The sequence below is a fragment of the Glutamicibacter sp. NPDC087831 genome, from assembly GCF_044742845.1.
Lineage (GTDB): Bacteria > Actinomycetota > Actinomycetes > Actinomycetales > Micrococcaceae > Glutamicibacter.
Genome location: NZ_JBIUVH010000004.1, coordinates 153161 through 178837, shown reverse-complemented (window position 1 = coordinate 178837; position 25677 = coordinate 153161). Strand labels below are relative to the sequence as shown.

General features: G+C 60.5%; 19 protein-coding genes, 1 other RNA gene and 1 pseudogene. 15 read left to right on the top strand and 6 right to left on the bottom strand.

Translation table 11 applies throughout. The features are described from left to right. Window positions 1-51: 51 nt before the first annotated feature. From ACIOJF_RS13805 to ACIOJF_RS13760, 10 genes and pseudogenes are all read left to right on the top strand, one after another. A complete protein-coding gene (locus ACIOJF_RS13805) occupies window positions 52-1692 on the top strand; it encodes a DUF222 domain-containing protein (protein ID WP_402741759.1) in 1641 nt (546 codons plus the stop codon). Window positions 1693-1799: 107 nt separating this feature from the next. Then, window positions 1800-1896, top strand: an RNA gene (gene ffs, locus ACIOJF_RS13800) — signal recognition particle sRNA small type. Between the two features lie 28 nt (window positions 1897-1924). Beyond that, window positions 1925-2842 carry a tRNA glutamyl-Q(34) synthetase GluQRS gene (gene gluQRS, locus ACIOJF_RS13795; protein ID WP_402741758.1) on the top strand — a complete coding sequence of 306 codons (918 nt, stop codon included), beginning with the start codon at window positions 1925-1927 and terminating at the stop codon, window positions 2840-2842. Window positions 2843-2854: 12 nt separating this feature from the next. Continuing rightward, a complete protein-coding gene (locus ACIOJF_RS13790) occupies window positions 2855-6457 on the top strand; it encodes a DNA polymerase III subunit gamma and tau (protein WP_402741757.1) in 3603 nt (1200 codons plus the stop codon). A gap of 90 nt (window positions 6458-6547) precedes the next feature. After that, window positions 6548-7138: pseudogene (gene recR / locus ACIOJF_RS13785) on the top strand (recombination mediator RecR); the annotation flags it as partial. 408 nt (window positions 7139-7546) lie between these two features. Further along, window positions 7547-9169: an MFS transporter gene (locus ACIOJF_RS13780; protein WP_105657996.1), complete on the top strand. Its 1623-nt coding sequence runs from the start codon at window positions 7547-7549 to the stop codon at window positions 9167-9169. A gap of 8 nt (window positions 9170-9177) precedes the next feature. Continuing rightward, entirely contained in the window at window positions 9178-9654 is a 477-nt protein-coding gene (locus tag ACIOJF_RS13775; RefSeq protein WP_105657995.1) for a MarR family winged helix-turn-helix transcriptional regulator, read from the top strand. Window positions 9655-9838: 184 nt separating this feature from the next. Then, window positions 9839-10078 carry a hypothetical protein gene (locus tag ACIOJF_RS13770; protein ID WP_402741756.1) on the top strand — a complete coding sequence of 80 codons (240 nt, stop codon included), beginning with the start codon at window positions 9839-9841 and terminating at the stop codon, window positions 10076-10078. Continuing rightward, window positions 10069-10620 carry a hypothetical protein gene (locus ACIOJF_RS13765; RefSeq protein ID WP_402741755.1) on the top strand — a complete coding sequence of 184 codons (552 nt, stop codon included), beginning with the start codon at window positions 10069-10071 and terminating at the stop codon, window positions 10618-10620. Before ACIOJF_RS13770 ends, ACIOJF_RS13765 begins: the two co-directional genes overlap by 10 nt. Window positions 10621-10801: 181 nt before the next feature. Further along, complete coding sequence (locus ACIOJF_RS13760) at window positions 10802-12088, top strand: aspartate kinase (protein ID WP_105657993.1); 1287 nt, start codon at window positions 10802-10804, stop codon at window positions 12086-12088. Window positions 12089-12159: 71 nt separating this feature from the next. Here the strand turns inward: ACIOJF_RS13760 and ACIOJF_RS13755 are convergent, their stop codons facing one another. Further along, window positions 12160-13767: an alkaline phosphatase D family protein gene (locus ACIOJF_RS13755; RefSeq protein ID WP_402741754.1), complete on the bottom strand. Its 1608-nt coding sequence runs from the start codon at window positions 13765-13767 to the stop codon at window positions 12160-12162. Window positions 13768-13906: 139 nt separating this feature from the next. Here ACIOJF_RS13755 and ACIOJF_RS13750 point away from each other — a divergent pair, with 139 nt between their 5' ends. Next, the gene (locus tag ACIOJF_RS13750) at window positions 13907-14662 is read left to right on the top strand and encodes a phosphotransferase (RefSeq protein ID WP_402741753.1); all 756 of its coding nucleotides are present in this window, start codon (window positions 13907-13909) and stop codon (window positions 14660-14662) included. A 12-nt stretch (window positions 14663-14674) separates the two neighbouring features. Here ACIOJF_RS13750 and ACIOJF_RS13745 read toward each other — a convergent pair whose 3' ends face one another. Further along, on the bottom strand, window positions 14675-15346 hold the full coding sequence (locus ACIOJF_RS13745) for a response regulator (protein ID WP_105657990.1): 672 nt from the start codon (window positions 15344-15346) through the stop codon (window positions 14675-14677). Beyond that, entirely contained in the window at window positions 15343-17037 is a 1695-nt protein-coding gene (locus ACIOJF_RS13740) for an ATP-binding protein (RefSeq protein WP_402741752.1), read from the bottom strand. The genes ACIOJF_RS13745 and ACIOJF_RS13740 overlap by 4 nt, the downstream gene beginning before the upstream one ends. Window positions 17038-17223: 186 nt before the next feature. On the opposite strand from ACIOJF_RS13740, the gene ACIOJF_RS13735 reads away from it, so the two are divergent. The 4 genes from ACIOJF_RS13735 to ACIOJF_RS13720 all read left to right on the top strand — a co-directional run bounded on the left by ACIOJF_RS13735 (window position 17224) and on the right by ACIOJF_RS13720 (window position 21986). Beyond that, window positions 17224-18648: a CitMHS family transporter gene (locus ACIOJF_RS13735; RefSeq protein ID WP_105662403.1), complete on the top strand. Its 1425-nt coding sequence runs from the start codon at window positions 17224-17226 to the stop codon at window positions 18646-18648. 335 nt (window positions 18649-18983) lie between these two features. After that, on the top strand, window positions 18984-19877 hold the full coding sequence (locus ACIOJF_RS13730; protein WP_402741751.1) for a LysR family transcriptional regulator: 894 nt from the start codon (window positions 18984-18986) through the stop codon (window positions 19875-19877). A 167-nt stretch (window positions 19878-20044) separates the two neighbouring features. Beyond that, window positions 20045-21445, top strand: a complete 1401-nt coding sequence (locus ACIOJF_RS13725; protein WP_146112293.1) for an LCP family protein — start codon at window positions 20045-20047, stop codon at window positions 21443-21445. Between the two features lie 160 nt (window positions 21446-21605). After that, window positions 21606-21986, top strand: coding sequence for a twin-arginine translocase TatA/TatE family subunit (locus ACIOJF_RS13720; protein WP_402741750.1), 381 nt, complete (start codon window positions 21606-21608; stop codon window positions 21984-21986). A 231-nt stretch (window positions 21987-22217) separates the two neighbouring features. On the opposite strand, the gene ACIOJF_RS13715 is transcribed toward ACIOJF_RS13720, so the two are convergent. The 3 genes from ACIOJF_RS13715 to ACIOJF_RS13705 form a co-directional block, all read right to left on the bottom strand. After that, complete coding sequence (locus ACIOJF_RS13715) at window positions 22218-23348, bottom strand: ferrochelatase (protein ID WP_400291172.1); 1131 nt, start codon at window positions 23346-23348, stop codon at window positions 22218-22220. A 153-nt stretch (window positions 23349-23501) separates the two neighbouring features. Then, window positions 23502-24851 (bottom strand): TIGR01777 family oxidoreductase, encoded by a 1350-nt coding sequence (locus ACIOJF_RS13710; protein WP_105662400.1) that lies wholly within the window; start codon window positions 24849-24851, stop codon window positions 23502-23504. Between the two features lie 221 nt (window positions 24852-25072). Further along, entirely contained in the window at window positions 25073-25627 is a 555-nt protein-coding gene (locus ACIOJF_RS13705; protein ID WP_105662399.1) for a DinB family protein, read from the bottom strand. Between the last annotated feature and the right edge of the window lie 50 nt (window positions 25628-25677).

The following is a 25677-nucleotide window of genomic DNA, read 5'->3' as shown; positions in this document are numbered from 1 at the left end:
TTCTCGCTCAATCACGAATCGGACGTTTCCACGTTGCTTCCCAGCTCATTCTTGAGGCGTCAAACCCCTGAAATTCGGTCATTTTGCACCTTTTCACCATCCCGATCTTTTCTCCAAAGGCTGTCGTTTGAACAGATCAATACTGTAAACATGAGTAAAAGAGAGGTATTTCACAGCCAAGACGACCCTCGCCGACTGCCTATCAGCCCGCCCGGGACAAGGAGTATCCCCGGAATCGATGGTCTTTGGGCCGCGAATCTGGACAAAGACAATCTCTTTACCCAGATCGCCGCTACCGCCATAAACCTTTATGACCAGTCGCCGGTCACTGCATCCGCCCAGGGCCTGGAGCGGCTGAAGACCATTGCCCGGCTGCACAGCATGCTGGATGCTGCCGAGGCAGCGGTGTTGGCCGATAGCTACGAATATTCGATCGCCGAGACGATCAGCCATGGAACCCAAGAGCCGCTGCTGGATGACCCCGGCACAACGGAAGAAACAGCTGAAACTCATTCTGCCTACTTCTACGGTGTCAATCGCTCCGACGAGTCGCTGATCCGTTCTTCCTTTGTTGCCGAGGCATCGGTGGCAATGCGCTCCTCGGAAAAGAAAGTCCAGGACAAGTTGTTCTTCGCCGAAGGACTGCGCCATCTTTGCGCAGACACTTTGGACGCCCTGAGCGTCGGTGAGATCACGACCAGATCCGCGCAGGATATCGTCAAGCACTCTCAGGATCTGGCACCCGAGGACGTGGCACTAATGCAACGAACCTTGCTGCCGATAGCGCGGCAGGCCGCTGACTCCGCGATAGCCCTACGTGCCAGGAAAATGCGTGAGCGATTGCATCCAAAGCCCATTGAAGAACGCCACAAGAAAGGTGCGGAGGACCGCAAGATCACCTATTGGCACGAGGCCAATGGAATGAGCGTGATTCAGCTGCATCTGCCGGTGGAAAAGGCGTTGGGCATTATCAATACGGTCAATTGGCATGCCGTACGCAATGTTGATCCAGCTGATAACCGGACCGAACAGCAACGACGGCTGGACATTGTTTGCGATGCGTTGCTCGATGGTTGGCCCGCAACCGAAGGGACCCCGCTCAAAGCTCGTGTAGCTGTCACGATTCCTGCGCTGGAAATGCTGGCCAACCCTAAACGCGCACTAGCTGACCTTGAGGGCTACGGGCCGATCCCAGTAGGGACAGCGCTGCTAATCGCAAAAGACGCCCCGTCTTTCATCAAGGTGCTCACCGATCCTTGGTCGGGGGCAGCTATAGACGTTGGCCGCGAAAAGTACCGTCCGTCCAAGGCGCTGCGTGATCTGCTGCGAAATCGGGATATCGTCTGCCGCTTCCCCGGGTGCAATCGGCCCGCCGAAGCATCCGAGATTGACCACATCGATGCATGGGCAAAGGGCGGGCACACCACGCGCAGCAATACGCATTTATTGTGCAAGCGGCATCAGATGTTCAAGCACGTGCTGGGATGGCAAGCCACCTATCTTCCGGACGGTTCAGTGAACTGGCGCTCCCCCAACGGCATGATTTGTGTTGAGCTTCCCGGCAGCGTCACCAGCGTCCAGAACTTCGACTTCGAGAAGGAGCAGACGCCCATGTTGCCTACCGTCCAGCTCAATGACCGCGTTCGACGCGTACTTGGGTGGCTAGAACCGCCTGAAGAAGCGACCGGCTGAGGACGAACAGCATTTTTGGTCAAGATCTCTGAGCCATGATTTGCAAGCTGAGAGCAAGCGCACGCCTGCCGATTTTCATCCAAGCGCCAACCTCGGGTAGTATTTTTGGTGACCCCTCGTGTGGTGTCATCCTGTTGAACTCCCCCAGGACCGGAAGGTAGCAAGGGTAGATGGGCTCTGGCAGGTGCATGAGGGGTCTTTTACTTTCTTACGCAAGCCGAATGGAGTCCACGTGGGCGCTGGCCGTTTCGCCCCTAGCCCTTCGGGGCCACTCCACCTTGGCAATTTGCGCACGGCCATCCTCGCTTGGCTTTTCGCCCGCTCCTCGCAACGCAAATTCCTACTGCGCATTGAAGACTCGGATCGTGTTCGTTCCGGCGCCGAAGCCACCCAAATTGCTGAATTATCGTCCTTGGGCCTTGATTTCGACGGCGAAATTCTCCGACAGTCCGACCGCCTTCCGATTTATCTCCAGGCCGTTGAGCGGCTCAAGGCCCGCGGCTTGGTCTATGAATGCTTCTGCTCGCGCAAGGACATCGCCGAAGCCGGAAGTGCTCCGCATGCTGCGCCCGGCGCCTACCCGGGAACCTGCCGCGATCTGAGCGCCAGCGAACGCTCGGCTAAAGCACAGAACCGTCCAGCCGCCTTGCGACTACGTTCAGAAGTAAACGAATTTTCTGTTCATGACGAACTATTCGGCGATTACACCGGTGCGGTAGATGATTTCGTCCTGATCCGCAACGATGGAGCTCCCGCCTACAACCTTGCGGTTGTCGTCGACGATGCGTTCTCAGGCATCGACCAGGTCGTGCGCGGAGATGATTTGCTCTCTTCTGCGCCGCGGCAGGCCTACCTGGCAACGCTACTGGGCTACACGGTCCCGGCCTACGCGCACGTACCGCTGGCACTGAACACCAAGGGCCAGCGCTTGGCTAAACGCGACGGTGCAGTAACACTCGAAGAGATCACCGAACAAGGTGTGCATCCAGCCAACGTTGTGGCGATTTTGCTAGAGTCATTGGGCTTGCCCAGCACAAGTTTGCAGGCAGCCCTGGAAGCTTTCGATCCGGCGAATCTGCCACGTGAACCGTGGACCGTCGAACCATTGAATATTGTCCAACAGCTGATGCCTAAAGCATCAGGCAACTGATAGGGAACCGGTGTGAGTACAGCGCTATATCGCAGATATCGTCCCGATACGTTTGGCGACGTTATCGGCCAGGAGCACGTTACCGCGCCCTTGATGACGGCGCTGGAGAAGAACCGCGTCAACCACGCCTACCTATTCTCCGGTCCGCGCGGTTGCGGCAAGACGACTTCTGCCCGCATTTTGGCCCGTTGCTTGAACTGCGAGCAGGGCCCTACGCCCGTTCCTTGCGGCACCTGCCCAAGCTGCGTGGACCTTGCCAATGGTGGCCCGGGTTCGCTGGACGTCATCGAGATTGACGCGGCCAGCCATGGTGGCGTCGATGATGCCCGCGATCTGCGCGAGCGCGCAACCTTCGCGCCAACTCGCGACCGCTACAAGATCTTCATCATCGATGAGGCCCACATGGTCACGGCGGCAGGCTTCAATGCCTTGCTGAAGATCGTTGAAGAGCCACCGGCGCACATCAAATTCATCTTCGCGACTACCGAGCCGGAAAAGGTCATCGGCACCATCCGCTCGCGTACCCACCACTACCCATTCCGCCTGGTTCCGCCAGAGGCATTGCTGGCGTACCTGCAAGTGCTCTGCGAACGCGAAAGCGTCGCGGTAGCCGAAGGTGTACTGCCACTGGTGATCCGTGCTGGCGGCGGTTCGGTCCGCGACACTCTTTCGGTGCTGGATCAGCTGATCGCTGGTGCCCGCGATGGCAACCTGGATTACGAGACGGCCATTGCACTGCTGGGCTACACCCACTCGACACTGCTCGATGAGGTCACCTTGTCGCTGCACGAATCCGATGGCGCTGGTCTGTTCGGTGCGATTGACCGCATCATCCAGACCGGTCTGGATCCCCGGCGCTTCGTTGAAGACGTGCTGGAGCGCTTCCGCGATCTGATCATCGCCAAGGCCATGCCAGAAGGCCTTGAGAAGATCTTGCGCGGCGTACCCGAAGACCAGCTTGAATCCCTTCGCTTGCAGGCTGGCCTGGTCGGCGCAGGCGAACTATCGCGCTGGGCCGATGTAACCAACAAGGCCCTGAGCGAGATGACCGGCGCAACCTCGCCTCGTCTGCACCTGGAATTGCTGGCCGCGCGCTTGATGCTGCCCGGTTCGCAGAATTCCGACAGCGCTTTTGCCGCTCGGCTGGATCGGTTGGAGCGCCATGCGATGACCGGTGGAGTGCTGCCTGCGCTTGATGAGGACGACGCTGCAAGTGCTGGTGCCTCAATGAACGCCACTCCTAACCCGGGCGCCGCGCGTCAGGGTGCTGCCGCAGTACGCGAAGCCTTGGCCGCCGCCAAATCCCGTCGTGAGGGTGCACCCGAACCGGCTGAAGCGCAGGGCGAACCAGTGGCTGGCGAACAGGCCCCACAGGTTCAGCCAAATCATGCCCAGCCGCAACCGCAGGCTCCCGAGGCTCCAGCGCAAATGCAGCAGCCCGTGCAGCACGCAGAACCAGTTCAAGCTCAGCGCACCGAGCAGCCTCAAGAGACTCCGCAGCCAGTTCCTGCCCCGCAGGAAACGCATCCTCAGCAGTCCGCGCCATCACAGCCACAGCCACAGCCACAGCCACAGCCACAGCCACAGCCACAGCCACAGCCACATGATGATGATCCAAATGCTCCGCTGGATCCAGGCGCGGCAGCGTCGCTGAACACTGGTGAAGCCGCTGACTGGGGCGCAACTTGGGGTCCAAAGGGCGAAAACTACTCGGTGACCACCGAGGTGCAGCCTGGTCCGAGTATTCCGGCAGCTCGTCCGGAAGGCGTGGCACCATTCAGCTTGGTTCCCGATCCTTCCAGCGGTGAAGACCTGTCATTCGGCACCGGGGTCTCCATTGATGACGTGAAGCAAAATCCTGCCATGGCCGAATTCGCACGTCGTGCAGCTGCCAACCGAACACCACAAGCACCGCAGTCGGCACAGCCACAGCAGGCGCCGCAGTCGGCACAGCCGCAACAGGCACCAGAAGCTAGCCAGGCTGGCGTGGATGCTCAGCGCCATGCTGCCCACCAGGCGCAAGAACAAGCCCAACGCGAACAAGCTGAACGCGAAGCACAACAGCGCGCCGCACAAGAACAAGCCCAACGCGAACAAGCTGAACGCGAAGCACAACAGCGCGCCGCACAAGAACAAGCCCAACGCGCTCAAGCACCGCAACAGCAACAGCAACAACAGGGTGCTCAGCAACCTCAACATGGTGCCCCTAGCGGGATGCCGCAGAGCCAGCCAGCACCACAGGACACCGGCTCACCGGTGGCGATGTTCCAGCAAGCGTGGCCAACGATCTTGCAGCAGTTGCAGGGCAGCTCGCGCGTCCTGCATTCCATGGTTGCCACCTATGGCTCTGTGGCAGGCTTCGATGGCCGCACCCTCACCTTGGCGTTCAGCAATACTGGTCCAATCGTGAATCTGCGCAACCGGCCGGATCTGATGAATACGCTGACCGGGGTTCTGTCCCAGGTCACCGGTGCACCGATCGAAGTGGTCCTCACCGAAGGCGGCTCCAACCCCAACGGTGGTGGTTCCCCAAAAGGTGAGCGCCGGCCAATCCCGGCGCCAACCCCAGCACCAACTAAGTTCACCAAGGCTGTAAGTTCTGCTGGGGCGGCTGCGCGCGCTGCGGCACGGGCCCAAGCTGCCGCTCCGGCACCGCAGCAGCGTCCGGTATCCGCTGTGCCAAGCTCGGCACCAGTCGCGCCTGCACCACGCGCCCATGACGGGTACGACAGCTCCTACGATGACGTCCCGCCTCCAGCGGATGAACCCTACTTCGACGAGCCACCGTTCCCAGATGACCCGTACTACGTGCCAGCTGGTTCTGTTCCGGAAGCGCAGCAGGTGCAGCCGCAGCAACAGGCTCCGGTCCCGGCCGTGGCTCCGCAGCCGACCCCGGCAGCGCCAGCGCCGGCGGCTAGTGCACCACGGAGTTTCGGTGGGCCTCCGGTGGCTCCCAAGCCCCGGATGACTGCTGGCATGACGGCGCGCCAGGCTGAGGGCGGTGTTCCGAACATTGCACGTCCGGTTTCTTCGACCCCGTTGCACCCGGAAAGCACCACCGATTCCTTCGGGAATCTAGCGGTTGGTGAATCCGAGCAGCAGGCTCCACAATCTATGGCGCCATCAGCTCCATCGGTTCCGGAAGCCCCGGCGCCGCGGACTGCCCAAACGCAGCCGCAGGTCCGCCCCCAGCATCAGGAACAGCCTCGCCAGGAGCCGGCCGCACCGCTGCAACCCCCGGCAGCCCCGCAGCCGGCCCCTGAATCCGCTCCGGGATGGGGCGCTCCACAGGCTGAACCGGCACCAGATCCTGCGGACTCGGCACCGGCGGCCTCAGGCCGCATGAGCCGATACCAGCAGCTGATGGACCAGGCGAAGAACGCACCCAGTGCGCCGGCGCCTGCCCAGGCGGCGCGCGGCTGGGGCGGTCCTGCTTCGGCTCCCGCGCCTGCTCCGGTGCAAGAGCCCGAGGAATTTGTCCCGAGCGACGATGATATCGAGGTCGAGGATTCGGCACTGATCGGTGTTCCAGCCGTGGAACGCCTGCTCGGCGGCATGGTCATCGAGCAGCGCGACGTCAACGGGAATGTAGTGGAAATCAAACGAAGCTTGTAGCCGGCACCACGGCGAACTGTCGGAGTGAGACACTAGGGTGTACCACGGAACAATTTCACGGTATTGAAGCAAGCTAGAAAGTAGGCGCACGTGTACGAAGGTGCTGTACAGGAACTGATCGACGAGCTCGGTCGCTTGCCTGGCATCGGCCCGAAGTCGGCTCAGCGCATTGCTTTCCACATTCTTGACGCCGATGCCGAGGACATGACCCGGCTCGCCGCCTCGATCCAGCTGGTCAAGGAAAAGGTGAAGTTCTGCGAGATCTGCTTCAACATCTCGGAGCAGGAAACCTGCGCCATTTGCCGCGATGAACGCCGCGATGGCACCAAGATCTGCATCGTGGAGGAGTCCAAGGACGTCCTGGCCATTGAGCGCACCCGGGCGTTCTCCGGCAAGTACCACGTGCTCGGCGGTTCCATTAATCCGCTGGCAGGCATTGGCCCGGAACAGCTGCACATCCGCGAGCTGGTAACCCGCTTGGCCGATGACTCGATCACCGAACTGATCCTGGCCACCGACCCGAATCTCGAAGGCGAAGCCACCGCCGTGTACCTGGTGCGCGCGCTAGCCCCTTTGGGCATCCACATCACCCGGTTGGCCTCCGGCCTGCCGGTGGGCGGCGATCTGGAATACGCCGATGAAGTGACCCTGGCCCGCGCCTTCGAGGGACGTCGCGCTGCCGGCCGCACCGCGCCGGGTCCGGCCCGCGCCAAGGCCCAGAAGCAGGGATCCGAGGAGCAGGCGCCGCAAGATCAGTCCGGAGAACCTGCAGAGAAGCCAAAAGCCCAGCTATCCGAACCTCGCCTGCTGCACGTTGGCGGTGCGCCGGTTCCTTCCAGCAACGCTGGCGAAGGGCCTTCGCATCCGGTAGTTCCCGAGATGGATAACCGTCGCAGCCAGTAGTTCTGGTTGCCTTGGAACGCTCTGCACTCTTCCGGTTCGCCGGCTTGAGCGCAGGGCGTTTTTCTATGCCCGCACGGTGATGTGTGGTGAAACACGCTTAGTTGATAATAGTCAACTATCGCCGTATAGTTGATATCAATCAACCATTCAGGCCCTCTATGCCTGACCCTAAATTTTGGAGCTTCCATGACCGCAACCGCACCGGTCGCCAAGCCCAAGATGACTCACCGCGAAATCCTCACTGCCCTCACGGGCATTTTGATGGGCATGTTCGTCTCCATCTTGGCCAGCACCGTCGTTTCCAGCTCGCTGCCAGTGATCGTCTCCGATCTCAACGGCAGCCAGACCGCCTACACCTGGGTGGTCACCGCCACCTTGTTGGCGACCACCATCTCCACTCCGATCTGGGGCAAGCTCGCCGACCTGGGCAACCGCAAACTGCTGCTGCAGATCTCGCTCGGCATCTTCGTGCTGGCCTCGGCCGCCGCAGGTTTCTCGCAGGACACCAGCTTCCTGATCACCATGCGCGTTGTCCAGGGACTGGCCGGTGGCGGCGTTGGCGCCTTGGCGCAGATCGTCATGGCCGATTTCCTCTCCCCTCGCGAACGCGGAAAGTACATGGGCCTGTTCGGCGCTGTCATGGCCGTTGGAACCGTGGGCGGCCCGCTGATCGGCGGCTTCGTTACTGACACCATCAACTGGCGCTGGAACTTCTTCATCGCCCTGCCTTTCGCCATCGCTGCGGTCATCCTGATCCAGCGCACCTTGCACCTTCCAGCCATGGCCAAGCGCAAGGTCAAGATCGACTACTGGGGCATCGTCCTGCTTTCCTCCGGCGTCTCGCTGCTGCTGATCTGGATGTCGCTGGGAGGCTCGCAGTTCGAGTGGGCCTCGACGACCAGCTACCTGATGATTGCCGGTGCGGTAATCCTGCTGGCGCTGTTCATTCTGGTCGAAGCCAAGTCCTCCGAGCCGCTGCTGAGCCTGGGCCTGTTCAAGAACCGCACCTTCACCTTCGCGGTCATCGCCTCGCTGGCCGTTGGCGTTTCGATGTTCGGCACCTCGGTGTTCCTCAGCCAGTACATGATCATGGCCCGTGGCGCATCAGCCACCATGGCCGGCCTGATGACCTTCCCGCTGATGGGCGGCCTGCTGGTCATCTCCACCATCGGCGGTGCGATGATCTCGCGCACCGGCAAGTGGAAGGCACTGGTAGTCACCGGTTCGGTGCTGATCGTCGTTGGGCTGTTCCTGCTGGGAACCATCCACTACGACACCAACTACGCGTTGGTCGCCGCCTACATGTTCATCCTCGGCGCCGGCATGGGCCTTGTCATGCAGAACATGGTGCTGGTGGTGCAGAACTCGGTCCACGTCAAGGAACTAGGTGTAGCCTCCTCGGCCGTGAACTTCTTCCGCACCTTGGGCGGCACTGCAGGTACCGCAGGCCTGGGCGCCATACTGGCGACCACTGTGCCGAACATGATCGCCGACCGGCAATCCGATTTGGCCGCAGCCCTGGCTTCCCTGGGCGACCAAGCCAAGGAGCTGACCGCAGCATTGGGATCGGGCACCTTGCCTTCAGTGGCCGCGATGCCTGAACCGGTCCGCGTGATCTTCGAGTCGATCTACGGCGACGCAGTGCCTTCGCTGTTCACCATTGCCGCTCCGCTGTCGCTGCTCATCGTCGTGGCTGTCTGCCTGATCCCCAACCAGTCGCTGAAGACCCAGACTGCAAGTGAACGCATGCAGGAGCTGGCTGCTGAGGACCAGGACGCAGCCAAGGCAGAAACGCCAGCTGGCAACTAGGAGATCCGGTGCAGGTTTCAAGCAAAGCCGAAGACGTTCCCGCCGCTCAACGCCCCGATCTCTATGCGTCAGCCGAACAGGAATTATTTTCACTGATCGCGCTGACGGCGCGTGCCAAGCGGGAACTGGCCACTCGGCTCGACAGCCGGCTCACCCCGGGATACCTGCCCGTGCTCGGGATGATTCTGCGCAGCCAACGCATCACCCAGTCTGAAATCTGCGAACACTTGCTGGTCGATAAAGCTGCGCTATCGCGCATGATCACCAAGCTGGAACAGCTGGCGCTGGTCAAGCGTGAAGTCGACCCGGAAGACCGGAGAGTGTTCCACATCCTGCCTACCGAGCTTGCGGTTGAAAGGTGGCATGAATGCTTCCAAGGGTGGCGTACAGAGCTCCGCTCGCGCATGACCAATTGGGACAATGAGGATCTGTCGGCACTCATCGACCTCCTGAGCCGATTGAATTTGGAAATCAAGTCCCTCTAGAGCGGTCCAATCCCTGGCCGTTCTTCTCGGAATTACCGAGAAGACCGGCCAGGGGCTTTTAAAGCCCACTACATGCACCGGCAGTTCACGGCTTCGCACAGCGCCCTCGCTCAAGGCCCATTCCCCGGCGCCAGACAGCGGCGCCGCGGCCACCTTGTTGTTGGAGCGCGTCAGGTTTCGGCACATGAGCACTTCACTGGGCAGATCAGGGAAAATCGAAATCCGCACTGGTTCAAGCGTGGAGGATTGGGCAGGCATCATGGATGCCGCGGGCCTGCGCGACATGACGCAGAACGAACGGGTTCAGAGGCTGCTTCCGCTGCTGCAGGACCCGCAGAAAAGCGGCAGGCTCCTGCGGGCCCGGCGCATCGCTTCGGAATACCGACAGCTCCAAGTCCGCCATAGACTGTCCTCATGGCAATAAAAAGCAGCAACCTCCCGGCCATCGCCAAGGCCACCGGCATTGAATGGGATCAGTGGTGCGCCAAACTGCGCGCTGGCGGAGCCGATCAACTTACGCACAAGCAGATAGCCGAACTGGCTTTCACCCACATGCCCCCAACCGTGGATACTCCGGGCTGGTGGGCTCAATCCGTGGCTGTTGCCTATGAGCAGCATATTGGCCGACGCCTGCCCGGCCAATCCCAAGACGGCACCTTCCAAGGTTCGGTGAGCAGCACCATCGATGCTGATTTGGATACCACGCTGGAACGCTGGATCGCCTGCGTCCAGGGGCTCCAGGAGTTCAACGGCCACCAGCTTTCCGAGCCTGCACGCACCAGCGGCTCAGAGCGATGGCGCTATTGGCGAGCTGATTTCAGCGACGGAACCAAGACACAGGTAGACATTGGCCTCAAAGGTGGAAAATCCTCGGTTGCCATAAACATTACTAAGGCTGGAACACCTGAACAGGTGTCTGGATGGAAGAGCTTTTGGCGACAAATTTTGGCTGAATTCAAGGGGTAGCCAGTGTTTTTCAACAACCTGCATTGAGGTTCCTAGGCAATATGACCAATGGTTACCTTCACAACTAGGACATGTCGCCCCGTAGCTGTCACAATATTTATCTGGTAGATGTCTCGCGCCACAGTTCCATCAAAAACCACCGGCGGCGAGGCACAGCTTTCAACAGGTGGAGTGAGTGCCCATGGGCCTAATTGTTCAAAAGTTTGGCGGTTCTTCCGTTTCAGATGCCGAAGGCATCAAGCGTGTAGCGCGCCGAATTATTGATACTAAGTCCAAGGGCCATGACGTCGTTGTCGTTGTTTCCGCAATGGGCGACACCACCGATGACTTGCTGGACCTGGCTGGCCAGCTTACCGATGATGCACCAGCCCGCGAGATGGACATGCTGCTCTCCGCTGGCGAACGCATCTCGATGTCGCTGCTGGCGATGGCGATCAACCAGCTCGGCGAGCAGGCCGCTTCATTCACCGGCTCGCAGGCAGGATTGATCACCGACTCGACCCACGGCAAAGCCCGCATCATGGAGGTCTCCCCACAGCGCGTGCGCCGTGCTATCGACCGCGGATTCATCGCCATCGTGGCTGGGTTCCAGGGCATGAGCAAGGAATCCAAGAACATCACCACCATGGGCCGTGGCGGCTCGGATACCACCGCCGTCGCGCTGGCCGCAGCGCTGGGCGCCGATGTCTGCGAAATCTACACCGACGTAGACGGCATCTACACAGCCGACCCGCGCGTGGTCGCCTCGGCCAAGAAGATCGAGAAGATCACCAGTGAAGAAATGCTGGAAATGGCCGCCAGCGGCTCGAAGATCTTGCACCTGCGTTGCGTGGAATACGCCCGCCGTTTCGGCGTGCCGCTGCACGTGCGCTCTTCATTCAGCACCAACGAGGGCACCTGGGTGCTCCCGGATCCCGAAGACAAAATCAAAATTCAAGAGGGAGAACCCTTGGAACAGCCAATCATCTCAGGTGTCGCCCACGACCACTCCGAAGCCAAGGTCACCATCATTGGCGTACCGGACATCCCCGGTAAAGCAGCACAGATTTTCGGCGTTATCGCCGCTGCGCAGGCCAATATCGACATGATTGTGCAGAACATCTCGACCCGCGGTTCGGGTGCCACCGATATCTCCTTCACCCTGCCGATGACCGAGACCAAGCATGTGCTTGAAGCACTGAACACCGCGAAGCCGGAGATCGGTTTCGAGGAAATCGAGCACAATGACGAGGTTGGCAAGCTCTCGTTGATCGGTGCCGGAATGCGCTCGAATCCAGGAGTCTCCTTCACCTTCTTCGAGGCCTTGCACCGCGCGGGCGTGAACGTGGACATGATCTCCACTTCAGAGATCCGCATCTCCGTGGTCACCGACGCCGACAAGCTCAACGATGCAGTACGCGCTATCCACACCGCGTTCGATCTGGATACCGATGTGGAAGCCACCGTCTACGGCGGCACCGGCCGCTAAGCGCCGACAAGCTGATAAGGAGAACGCCTGCGAAACAATTACTGTTTCGCAGGCGTTCTCCCTATTAACTGCTATTTATTCGGTTCCAGTGTCTTGGTATAGACGATTTCGCCCAAGCCATTGCGCAGCGTGACGGTGAACAGGTCCTGCTCATCCAGCTCGACGTGGCCGAAGAACTGGCCCTTGCCTTCGCGCGGCGACTGGTTGGTGCTGCCAGCCAGCGAGAAGTCCACACGTGGTCCGAAAGTGCCATCCATTTGGTTCGGCCCGAAGGAACCGGCATTGACTGGACCGGCCACGAATTCCCAGAACTCATTGAACTCGCTGAAGGCAGCACGCTCTGGAGAGTAGTGGTGCGCCGCGCAATAGTGCACATCCGCGGTCAGGAAGACGACATTCTTGATGCCGCGGTCCTTGATGGCCTTGAGCAGGCGGGCAAGTTCCAGCTCGCGGCCTAGTGGTGCGCCGTGGTCTGCATTGGAAATTGATTCCTGCGCCTTGCCGTCCGGAACAATGATGCCCAGCGGCAGGTCGTTGAGAATGACTTTCCAGGTTGCCTTGGACTTAGCCAAGGAATCGACTAGCCAATTCAGCTGCTCTTCGCCGAGAATTGAAGTGGACTTCTCTTCCATTCCGGTGGTGTTCTCGGATTTGTAGCTGCGCATGTCCAATGCGAACAGGTCCATTGCTGGACCACGCGAGATTTTGCGGTAGATGCGTGCCGCCTCGAATCCGGTGCCTGCGCGCATGGCGCGCGGGTCGGCGATCGGCTGGTATTCCTGCCAGGCCTGGCGGCCACGGGCGGCAAGGGTGTTGATATCGCGCACCGTGTAGCGCTCATCTTCGAGGACCTCACCCGGCCACCAGTTGTTATGGGTCTCGTGATCATCCCACTGGGCAATCACCGGAACCTCTGAATACATGGCACGCACATTGTGGTCCATCAGGTTGTAGCGGTGCCGCCCACGGTACTCGGCCAGGGTCTCGGCCACCTTGGAGACTTCCTCGGTGACCAAGTTGCGCCAGATCTGGCCGTCCGGTTCCACAACTTCTGCGGCAATCGGACCGTCGGCGTAGATGGTGTCGCCGCTGTGCACGAAGAAGTCCGGCTTGGTTGCATGCATGGCCGCGTAGGCGCGCATGCCACCGATTTCTTCGTTGATGCCCCAGCCCTGGCCAGCGGTGTCGCCGGACCACACAAAACTCTGGGCACGGGAGGCGTCGTGGTTGCGGCGACCGGTCAACGCCGGTGCGGTGCTGAACCAGCCGTTCTGAGTCTCGCCAAGGGTGCCGTTATCGTCCTCGAAACCGATGCTGACTGCGAAACGGGTACCGGCAGGCAGATGCTCGGCATTGATCTTTGCAGTGAAGTCAGTGGCCTCGCGGGCGTAGGCACCGCGCAAAGTCTTGGCGAAGGATCCACGGCCGCGGATGATTTCCCCTGCTTCGTCCACCGCACGCAGCTGCGCGCGCAAGCGGCCTTCCCCGGAGCTGCGAGCCCAGAGTACGGCGTTGCTGGCAGAGACATCCCCCATGGAAAATCCGCTGGTCAATCCCAGGCGGGAACGCACGAGTCGGGGACTGCTGGAAGCCAGCGCTGCTCCAGTGGGCCCAACCAAGGCCAATGCACCTGCACCAATGGCGCCGGTGAGCAATTTGCGTCGCGAAATATTATTCATGGGATTCAGTGTTCACGACTTGATCAGCCATTTCCTTGAGCCCAGATGAACACCAAGAGAAATCATTCGTGTCCAGTCCACACCACGAATCCAGAGATCCTGAACTCCAAAGCACGCCCATTACTGGCAGACTGGAAAAATGAGTTCACCTCAAGTCATTTCTGGCCCGGCGGCGGCTGGCCACCCAATTCCTCCGGCTGTGCGCACTGCAGCCGGCCAGGCGGAAATCGAGGGTATCTGGCAGAAAGCATTAGGCGGGATAACATACCGGATTGGACAGGGCGAGCAGATGCGCTTCGCCAAGTGGTCGCCGGGATGCCCTCCCGCAGAGGACGGCGATCTCCTGGCTGAAGCCCTGCGCATGCGGTGGGCGGGAGAATTCATCAGAGTCCCCGAAGTGCTCAGCTGCGGACAGCATGCTGACGGCCAGCTGCTCGTCACGGCAGCATTGCCCGGGCACAGTGCAGTCAGCGAGCTTGGCAAAAGCGATCCGGCGCGATCCGCGTTTGCAGTGGGCGCCGGTCTGCGCCACCTGCACGATCGGCTGCCGGTCGACCAGTGCCCCTTCAGCTGGGATCTGGAATCCCGCATCCAGCACCTGCCTGCCCGGGAGCAAGCTGCTTTGCTGGCTGAAATCCCGGAGCTTGATCTTGTGGTCTGCCATGGCGATGCTTGCCTGCCCAACACGATCATCACCGATAGCCATGATTTCAGCGCGCATGTGGATATGGGGAAATTGGGTGTCGGAGACCGCTGGGCGGATCTCGCCGTTGCCGCATGGAGCACCGAGTGGAATTACGGGCCTGGTTTCGAACAGCATGTCTACGCCGGGTACGGAATCGAACCCGATGAGCGGAAGGTGTCGTTCTACCGAAAGGTCTGGGACGCAACCTAGGAGGCCGAGCCGCTAGCGTGCCACGTAACGGTGCTCGGGACGGCCACGGGTTCCGTATCCAAGCTGCAGCTCCAGGGATTCATTGGCCACCAGCGCCGCCAAATACCGTTGCGCTGTCGCACGGGCAACCCCAATTGCCTCCGCGACCTCGGCGACGCTCATGGGTTCGGTAGCGTCCTTGACGCAGGAAAGAACTGCCTGTTCGGTGGGGGCGGCACCCACCGATGCGTTAGTTTCTTCGCCCCCTTGGAGCGCCCGGTACAACCGGTCCACGCCCTGCTGGTTGAACTCCGCGGTCCCGGTCAATTGGCGACGATAGCGAGCCCAGCCTTTGAGCTTGGCGGCCAGGGTCTTGGCCTCAAAGGGCTTGATGATGAACGCCAGTGCTCCCGAGCGCAGCGCTTTGTCAATATTCTTCGGTTCAATCGCCGCGGAAATCATGATCGCATCAACATCGAGTTCTCTCAGCAGCTCGATTCCACTGACATGCGGCAGGTAGAGATCCAGCAATACCAGATCAGGTTTCAGGCTCTGCACCATTTTGGGCACAACACGCGGATCCTGCACTGGCTCCAGGGCCTGGAACCCGGGAATGGCGTTGACCATCTCAGCGTGCAGCTCTCCTACCCGGAAATCGTCATCGACAATTAGCACCCGGTAGTTGCCACTGGAATTCTCGCTCAATGTTGCGCTCCTTCAATCTCGTCGTTTTCCGTATTGGCTGGCTCGACCAGTACCGCCGGCAATCTTGCTGCGATAACCGCCCCGGAACCATCCGTCCCGCGGTCCGCTATCCAGACGTCCCCGCTGCGGGCTTGGGCGAGCCGTCTGATCAGCGGCAATCCGACGCCATGCCCATGATCGCCACCCAGATGGGATCCGGTGCTGACATCCCGGGCGAAGATATCCTCGTCGGTGGTAATGCCGGGTCCAGAATCGGCCACGGCGATGTGCAAGGTGCTCCCTTCGGAGAGCAAGTCGATTTCTACCCAGGGTTCTGCATCTGTGCAAAGAGCTGCAGTGAAGGCGTTATCCAGCAGATTCCCCAGGACTGCGGTGGCGTCTTGGGCATCGTGGGCCGAGGCGATGTGTCCGAAAAGCATGGATTGGGCAGACACTCTCAGTTCTATGCCTTGTTCGTGGGCGCGCACCGCCTTCGCCGAAATAAAAGCCGAGAGGTAAGCGTCCTGGATGGCCTCCAGCCCGGGAACCTGAGCGATCTTCGGCCCGGATTCCATCACCTCACGCAGGTAGTCTTCTGCCTGTTCGATCTTGCCCAAGTTGATCAGCCCGAGGACTGCGTGCATCCGGTTGGCGAATTCATGGCGCTGGGCGCGCAGCGCATCGGCCATGTCCTGGACTGCATCGAGTTTGGTGCCCAGCGCTTCAAGGGTGGTGACATCATGGAGCAGCACGACCAGTCCGAGGTCCACTCCGTCACGGTCGACCTTGGTCACGCGGGCTATGAGCGAGTTGCCATTGGCCGCAAAGCGCACCGGTGCCGGGTCGCATTCCTTGATCGCCCTGACCAGCCGGTGATCCAATCCAGCGGATTCAAAGTGGCGGCCGACCACGTCTTCCAATTCGGTGCGGTGCGGCAGTCCCAGCAATTGCCTGGCAGCCCTGTTGCGCACGGTAATCCGGCTATCTGCGCCAATGCCCATGACACCTTCGGTAACACCGTAGAGCACGGCCTGCTGGTCCCTGACAAGCTGGGCAATTTCGGCCGGTTCCAGCCCGAGGGTCTGGCGCTTCAAACGGCGTACGGTGACTCGTCCGGCAAGCACTGCCAAGGCTGCGCAAATCGCCGCAAGCAATACAATCCAGGCGAAGGACTCAAGCAGCGCCCCGGTCAAGGAGTCAGTGGTCACGCCCACGGAAACCTCTCCGATGACCGCACCCGCGGTACTGTAGACCGGGACCTTGGCACGCACCGATTCACCAAGGGTTCCGTGTTCCCGGGAGACCGCTTCAATGCCTTCCAACGCCACCGGGTCAGTAGAAACCATTTGGCCCAGTTCCTCGGGGTTCGGATGGCTCAAGCGCAGTCCGCGGTCCTCGGTAATCACCACGAAATACGCTTGCTCTTGCCCAATGACAGCGTTAGCCAGTTGCTGCAGTTTTCCATCGGCGAGCTCCTTGGCTTCCAGTTTGTCCAGCTTTGCATAGTGCGAGACCTGCTCAACTACTTCCGGCAAGACGGCGACCGAACGAGCTATGGTCAGCGAGGTATCCTCGGCTTTCGAATAGACGCGGTCATAGCTGGCGAAAAGCGTTCCGGCAGTAACGAGAACAATCAGCACACCTACGACCAGGAATTGAAGCCGCATGATGCGTGATGCGAAATGCCGGGTGCCGGCGCCAGAACGGAACATGCCACCCAGCATAAACCCATCTTTCCACTCTCGTGATTTTAATGAGCAAAAAGTTGGCAAAGAACTTAAGCCTTCAACAATAAGCACAAGACGCGCAAAGTGAGCACCGACACGTACCTTGAATGGGTGCCCCTCCTAGCTTGTGGGGACTAAGGATTCACTCACACTGAAATGGAGGTCGGGTCAATGCTCGTTGTACTCGGATTCCTCATGGTCGCCACCTTCATGGTGCTGATCATGACAAAACGCATGACGCCGCTGCTGGCATTGATTCTGGTTCCAACCATCTTCGGCTTGTTCACCGGTGCTGGATTCGGCCTTGGCGACATGGTCATGGACGCGGTCAAGGACATGTCCAGTACCGCAGCCCTGCTGATGTTCGCCATCATGTACTTCGGCATCATGATCGACGTCGGCTTGTTCGACCGATTGGTCTCCGGCATCCAGAAGCTAGTGGGCAACGACCCTGCCAAGGTCGTCATGGGCACTTCGCTGCTCACCGCCGTAATTTCCCTCGATGGGGATGGCTCGACCACCTTCATTGTGGTTACCGCGGCACTGCTGCCGATCTACCAGCGCCTGGGCATGAGCCCAGTGGTCCTGACCTGTGTTGCAGGCCTGACCAATGGCACGCTGAACATCGTTCCCTGGGGCGGCCCAACGGCCCGCGCGGCAGCGGCACTAGGTGTTGACGCCTCGGAAATCTTCGTGCCGATGCTCCCTGCGCTGGGAATTTCCCTCATTGTCATTGCCCTGTTCGCATGGCAGATGGGCGTATCCGAACGCCGCCGCTTGCAGCGCGAGCGTCCGGAAATCTGGGGCACCGAACTCGGTGGCGGCAACGTTTCCACCCCAACCGGAGGAAAGAGCCCTGCTGGCACTTCCCCTGCCGGAGGCAACCTGGCCGTACTGGAATCCGTGGCTCGCAAGGGCGATGGCACCGAAGCTTCCACCTTGGACGGCACCGTCCTGGATCCGGATCGCGAGACCCTGCGCCCCAAGACCTTCTACTTCAACCTGGCGCTGACCGTCGCCATCATGGTGCTGCTGGTAGTCGATGTCACTCCGTTGCCCTACCTGTTCATGGTGGGTACCGCGATCGCCTTGATCGTCAACTTCCCCAAGGTCTCCGACCAGGTGAAGATGATCGCCGCGCACTCCAGCGAAATCATTGCCGTGGTCTCCATGGTGCTCGCCGCGGCAGTGCTCACCGGCGTGCTCTCCGGCACCGGCATGGTTGATGCCATGAGCCAGTGGCTGGTGGATGTCATTCCTACCTCCATGGGTCCATACATGGCAGTACTGACCGGGCTGATTTCGATTCCAGCTACCTTCCTGATGAGCAATGACGCCTTCTACTTCGGCGTCTTGCCAGTTCTCGCCGAAGCCGGCGCGCATTTCGGTGTACCAGCGGTGGATATGGCTCGCGCCTCCATCACCGGACAGCCAGTGCACATGCAGTCTCCGCTCGTTCCAGCCATCTTGCTGCTGGTGTCGCTCTCTCGTGTGGACTTGGGCGATCACCACAAGAAGGTGCTGTGGCGTGCGTTGGTGGTCTCCTTGGTCATGCTCGCTTCGGGCATGCTCCTTGGTGTCATCCACATGGGCTAACGCCCCAGGACCAAAGGTCCGTCGTCAGCCAGGCTCCGTGCCACCCGGACATTTCCAAGCGGGTGGCACGGAGTCCGGTGTTTAACCCGGGCTGACCCTGTTGGCAGCCCGCCGGAGGCTGCCGCATGCAGCTATTCGAGCACCCAGTTGCTTCTTCCCGCCAGCCATTGACGGTCTGCACAGGGCGCCGGTTCAGCAAGCACAGTTTCCCGTGAAAAACTGGAGGCAGGGCAAGACGTGCACAGCGCGTGCTTCCCCTGGACCGGATGGACACGCCACTGGGCCACACCGCGAATTCGACCGTCTTCTCCCGACGCAAAGGAAGGCTCCAGCGCATGGAAAGAGAACCTCTGGACAACAGCATCTCCCTAGCCCAGCTCGAAGCGGTTGTCATGATTGTGGACTATGGTTCCTTCACCGCCGCCGCGGATATCCTTGGCATCTCCCAGCCCTCCTTGTCCCGGCGCATTAGCGCGTTGGAGCGCACTCTTGGCATGCCCGTGTTCCGGGCCGCTGGAAGGGACATGGTGCTGACCGAGGTTGGCCGGAGCATCATTCCTGCCGGCCGCCGGGCACTGCGTGAAGTCGCCGCGATCGGAACCATCGCCTCCTCCACGCGTGCATTGGCCACCGGATCCCTGCGCATCGCGGGGTTGCCCTCCCTGGTTGGAGGAATCATGCCCGAGTACATCGGCCCCTTCCATCGCCAGCACCCCGGTGTCCGGGTAGAGATCCTGAGCGTGGAGGACGACGAGCAGCTTGCCGATGCGCTTCGCCTGAATCGTGCCGATGTGGCTTTTGGCGTGAACGAGCGCATCCCCGCGGACCTCATCGGCAAATCCCTGCGCGATCAGCAATTCTCGGCGGTCGTATCCGAGGATACCGAGGTGGACCCGGACACTGGGCTAAGCACTGAATTGCTCAATTCCCTGACTCTGGCCACCCTCCCCCAGGGCACCTCGATTCGCAAGATCACCGACGAAGTTTACCGGAGCTTGAAGGCCACCGCTCCGCGGCTCATCACCACAACGCAACGCGACGCATTGGTCCATCTGGGCATCGCCGCCGGCGGCATCACCTTGGTTCCACGGATCATGGCCAGCACCGCCGTGATCTTCGGCGGCAAGCAGGTCCCGCTGAGCTTGCCAGCCAGCAGGCCCCTGGGCGTCATCTACCGCCGCGAAGAATACCGCAATCCGGCGCTGGGCGAATTCCTCGAATACCTCTGAGACAGAGATCTCCAGGCGGTTTCCGCTCTCCTGAACCTGCGCGCGAAATCGGCCTTTCATGCGCTGCATGCATGGCTCTAATCAATCATGCTATTGGTTCCAGCGGCGTTCCACGTGGTCAGCTTGATGGGTAATCCGGCCATGGTCCTACCAAGGAGAGCAAGATCGTGAATTCCCAACGAACACCTTCCTCTGCCAGGCGTAGTTCCAAACGGCCGCGGCGCCGGGTAGCTGCCATCATTGCAGCGGCGCTGGTGCTAGCAGTAGTTGTGCCGACCAGCATTGCCTTCCTGCGCCTGCAGGGAAATATTTCCGTCTCGGCGCTCAGGGCGTCTGAAGCGGATGTCCCGGACTCCAGCGAAGGCCTGAATCTGCTGGTGCTCGGTTCCGATAGCCGGGATTTCAGCTCCACCGGCTTCGGCACGGATAACGGTTCCCGACGCAGCGATTCCATGCTGCTTGTCCACTTGTCGCCAGGCAACGAGCGCATCGAGGCGGTCCAGATCCCACGCGATACCGTATTGCAGCGCCCGGCCTGCGCGGATACCGGGTCCGGCGCCTATGCCGGAGGATACGGCATGATCAATTCTGCGCTGAATTACGGTCCCGCATGCTCTGTCGCCGCGGTGGAAACGCTCACCGGAGTTCACCTGAACCACTTCATTGAGGTGGATTTCGAGGGATTCATTTCAATCATCGACGCACTCGACGGAGTCAGCGTGTGCCTGGCCCAGCCAATGACCGATCCGAAAGCGAACCTGGATCTTCCAGCCGGGCTGCAGGAGCTGGACGGAACCGATGCGCTTGCCCTGGCCAGGACCCGCCATGCCGTTGGCGATGGAAGCGACCTCGCTCGGCTCGGAAACCAGCAGAAGGTCATGTCCGCAATAGTCCAGCGTGCCACCAGCAAGGAAGTTCTCGCACGCCCGGACCGGCTCTACTCTTTCCTTGACGCGATTACCTCCTCGATGACCGTTGACCCGGAACTGAGTTCGCTACCGGAACTTGCAGGATTGGCTGCGCGGGTCAAGGACGTTCCCACGGACAAGATCACCTTCATGACCATGCCGACCCAGCCTGCACCATCAAACGCCAACCGGGTTGTCCCGGCTCCCGACGCGACCCTCATCTTTGAACGCATCAAGCAAGACATCCCGGTGAATCCGGATTCCGAGTCCGAATCCGGCTCCGAATCCGATGCAGGAGAAACTGCCACGGCGAAAACCTCCGCCCGGCAGCTTCCTGTCAGCATAGCCAACGCAGCGCGAGTGAGCGGACTGGCCGGCAAATTCGCCAACGAAGCCACGGAGCAAGGCTTCACCGTCACTTCAATCACTACCGCGGCGTCCTTGCAGGCGCAAACACGGCTGCTGATTCCGGATACTGATGCAGCCAGGAAAACAGCCGACGCATTCGCCAAGGCAGTCGATCTCGACATCGAGGCAACAGTCGCCGATGTCGAAAGCATCGAATTGATCCTGGGCCAGGATTACCAAAACCTGGGGCGGCCAGAAAAGCAGCCTGTCAAGGTGAACAGCCGCAAAGCAGACCAGAAACTCTGCGGCTGAGCCGGCCCCAAGGGCAGGCCGCGCCACCGGAAAATCCTGCCATGCCGCGATGGCTGCCAGGCGAATCTCCGTTTGCCCGCGGCTGTTGGCCTTCGTATTCCGGCTGGGCTGCACCTGCCAATTCCGTTTGACCGCGTCCCTTGCAGCGAGGTGATTCACAGTGAGCATTGCAGGCATCAATGGCAATGAATTCATCGTGCTGGCCATTTTGGCGGCCGTGCTGCTCGGACCTGAAAAATTGCCCGACTACGCAAGGAAACTAGCCACGCTGATTCGCGAGTTGCGCCGACTCGCCTCTGGTGCCCAGGAACAACTCCGCGAGGAGCTTGGCGAGGATTTCGCGGACATGGATCTGAAGAAGTTCGATCCGCGGCAATATGATCCTCGAAGGATCATCAGCGAAGCGCTGCGAGATCAACTCGAAGAGCCGCCTGTCCAAGGATTCCCGGATTCTGCCCGCTCAAGGGGACCCGAGACCAGGAGTGCATCATCACCGCCAGAACCCTCCGGTCCGGCCCCTTTTGACGACGAAAGCACTTAGGACGCCACTGCTCCTTGCCGCAAGTGTCCGCTGACCGCGCGAGCAGTGAATACGGATCCGGTGGACAGAATTCATTCATCGCAGTCCCCAAAGCTCCACCCGGTTCCTTCATCCGGATCGCACGGATTCCGGCATCTATCCGCAATCGGTCCAGCTTCGCTGATTCGTCGGCCAACCGTGATGGCCGGCCGAAAAAGGATTCCCGGGATCGGCCACCAGCCTGCTGCCGGCCTAGCCTGTAGGCACGCCGGCGCTCCAATTCGGAACGGTATTTTTCCTAGTAGTGCCTTCACAGCAATTCAGGGAGCAGGCGCCACTGCCCGGGCCCAGCGCTTTGCTTCCGGCGATGGTCGATGACTCCGGCTGCTCGCCACGCACTTGCGCTGCCCGTTCCAGGACCAGATCGACCAAGCCGCTGACAAACGACGGTGAGGTGCCAACACTGCCGGCACGGAGAAACGCCATCCCCAACTCGCGCGCGGTATCTGCCGCTTCGGTATCCAGATCGAATTTGACCTCCATGTGGTCCGAAACGAATCCGAGGGGTACAACCAGAACGCCCTCAGTTCCAGTTTCCGCAAGCTCGCGCATGCGGTCATTGATGTCCGGTTCCAACCAGGGAGTGTGCATGGATCCAGAACGGGAGCAGTACACCAGTTCGGCATCCAGCTGCTCCTCACCAGCTAGTTCCCCGCCAATCCAGGCCATGAGCTCCTCATGCTGCCGCTGGTAGCCGGCGGTGAACTTCTGCGATGATTCTTGCATCGCAGTAGGGATCGAATGGGTGACATATAGGATCTTGTGCCGGTTGCGGTCCAGGCCGCCGACGAGCTGCTTGAATTCCTTCAATCCCTTCCGCACGCAGTCCAACTGCGCATGAGCGAATCCCGGATGATTGTAGTACTGCCGGACTTTATCGATCACCACCTCGAGGCCCTCTTCTTGCAGTGCCGCCACAGTTCCGGCGAAATCCTCGCGGTATTGCCGGCACGAGGAATATGAGGAGTAGGCCGACGTATCGATGGCCAGGAACCTTCTCGAGCCGTGCCTGCGCGCATGGTTTCCGACCACTTCGGTGAGGTACGGTTCCCAATTCCGGTTCCCCCAGAGCAGTGGCGTATCGATGCCGCGGGCTGCGAATTCCTCTTGAACGGCTTGCTGCAAAGCCTGGTTCTGCTCATTGATCGGAGATTTTCCGCCGAACATGTAGTAGTGCTCGCCCACCTCTTCAAGGCGCTCGTCCGGAATCCCTCGTCCCCGGGTAACGTTTTGCAGGAAGGGCAGGACATCTTCGGGCTTTTCCGGCCCGCCAAAGGACATCAGCACAACTGCATCAAACGGCGCTACCTGCATGTTTCCCATCGGGATCGTCCACGCTTTCTTCTCGGGCAACTGCCGCCATGGGCAAAATTCCCCGGAGCTGGCAGTCGCAAGCAATTACCTAGATTAGCTTTTATCTAGCCAAGCTAACAATAATTGCTTTGCCTCCGAATCGCCAGCGGGCGTCGCCGACCCCTAACGACTGCCCAGGCTATGAGCCAGTTCCAGCTCAATGCGCTCATTGCGGAACTGATGACCGGCATCGAGCAATTTGCGCGGGACAATTTTCTGATCAGCCATGGCCAGAAGGTGGGACCCTTCGGCTCCCAGCAGCAATTTGGGAGCCGCGGCAGGAACCGGAATGATGGCAGGCCGCCTCACTGCGCGCGCCAAGGCCCTGGTGAATTCGGCGTTGCTCACCGGCTGCGGTGCCACCGCATTGACCGGACCTGTCAATTGCGAATCCCAGAGCGCGCGATGGTAGATGTCCAGCAGGTCATCAAGCCCGATCCACGAAAGCATCTGCTTTCCCCCTGCCAGGGGACCGCCCAGGCCTGCGGAGAATACAGGACGCAAAACGGCGAGCATCCCGCCTTTGGGGCTCAGCACGATACCGGTCCTGATCTGCACCCGGCGCATGCCGCTGTCCCCCGCATTCGCCGCACGTTCCCAGCGGTCCACCACGTCAGCCAGGAAATCCGGAGTCCCGGCCCGCGGGGAATCGGTCTCGTCCAATGGGTGCGGTCCGGCTGAAGCACCGTAGAATCCGATGGCCGAAGCGCTGATGAAGGTCCGGACACCTGAACGTGACGCCAGCAGGGCAAGGGATCGGGTCGGTTCGATGCGGCTGGAGAGAATTGCCTGCCGATGTGCTTGGCTGAACCGGCCGAAGATGCTGGCTCCGGCCAAATGGATGACCGCGTCGCAGCCATCGAGCAGGCCCGGGTCAGGATCCAGCGGATTCCAGCGCCGTTCGCTTGCCGATTCCGGCTCGTGCCGCACGAGCTTGACGACCCGGTGCCCGCCGGTGGACAAGAAGGCGCACAAAGCCTGTCCGACTAATCCGCTTGAACCGGTCAGCGCTATCACCAGCGGCTTCAACCCGGCCTGCGCCGCCCTCTGATGTGCGGCAAAATCGTCTGCCAGCTGGCGGTGGCGGTATGCAAGCATCGATTCGATCTGCCGTCCTGGCATATTCGACTGGATGCAGTCGCCCACGGTCGTGCACTGTGCGCCCGCGGGCTCGAAGTAATGCTCATGCCGCCACTGCACCACCCGGGCAGGAAGGCCGCGAACCCCTTCGGGTTCAAGCTGGTCGACGAAACTGCGGTTCTCCGCGAACCCCTCAGGCTGGTGCTTGGCATTCCACAGCACTCCGCCGGGAAGGCCCAGCACGGCCGTCCCGTCCTTCAGCGAACCGGCTTCTTCAATGACCTTCAGCGGAAGCCACGGCGGCAAGAGCCGCTGCATGGCCCCGGGTCGCGAGAACCAGTCGAAGACAACGGATGCAGATGCCGGCAGCTGGCTGGAGCGCTCAGTGTTCATGGCCCCATCCTAGAGGCTTCAGGCAGGCCGGTTCCCGAGGATGGGAAATTGCTGAATTCCGTCGCAATGTCTGGTCCGGCGCCGCAATGAATCCCTCGGTTTCCTGCAGCACGCTACCCCGGCAGACTTGGAGCAGGAACAAGAACTTCTGAACAGAGCTTGATTGCGGACAACTAACGGGCCGGCTGTTGCCCGAAGCGGCTGCCAATGCAACCAGAAAGCTAGGCATACCATGCAGGAAGATAGCCGAAGGGAGGATCCTCGCCCACCCGCCCGTCGATGGCTTCACGCAAGAGATCCGCATGCCCTGCATGCCGCCCATACTCTTCAATCAGGTCGCAGATGATTCTGCGTATCGACGCATGCTTGCCATCGAATGCCAACCCCGAGTCCGTGTCCAGCTTCCCTTCCTCGATAACGGACTGCTGGATTCCCCGGCTTTTGGCCACGGCCCGGTCGTAGCGTTGATAAAGATTCTCCGGATCCTCTTCCAGATCAACCACGAAGTGCTCGCGCCCGTTGGCAGTGAACCCAAGGAGGACTTCAGGTCGTTGCCCGGCAATGAAGTAGGTGAATTTCTCATCTTCGACAAGGGCAAGATGCTGGAGCAATCCGCCCAGGCTGAGCTGGCTGCTGGGCAACTTGGTTGCCAGCTGTTCGATGTCCAGCCCGTCGGCCTTGTATCTGAAAGTGGCGCGCAGCCTGTCAAGCATCCCGAACAGATGCTGCTGGTCGGAGCCGCTCATTGGCGGTTCCCAGGGAGGCAGGATTTCCATGGCGTACCCCTTTGCGAGAAGTGTGAGTTGGCGTACCAAACTGGTTTCAT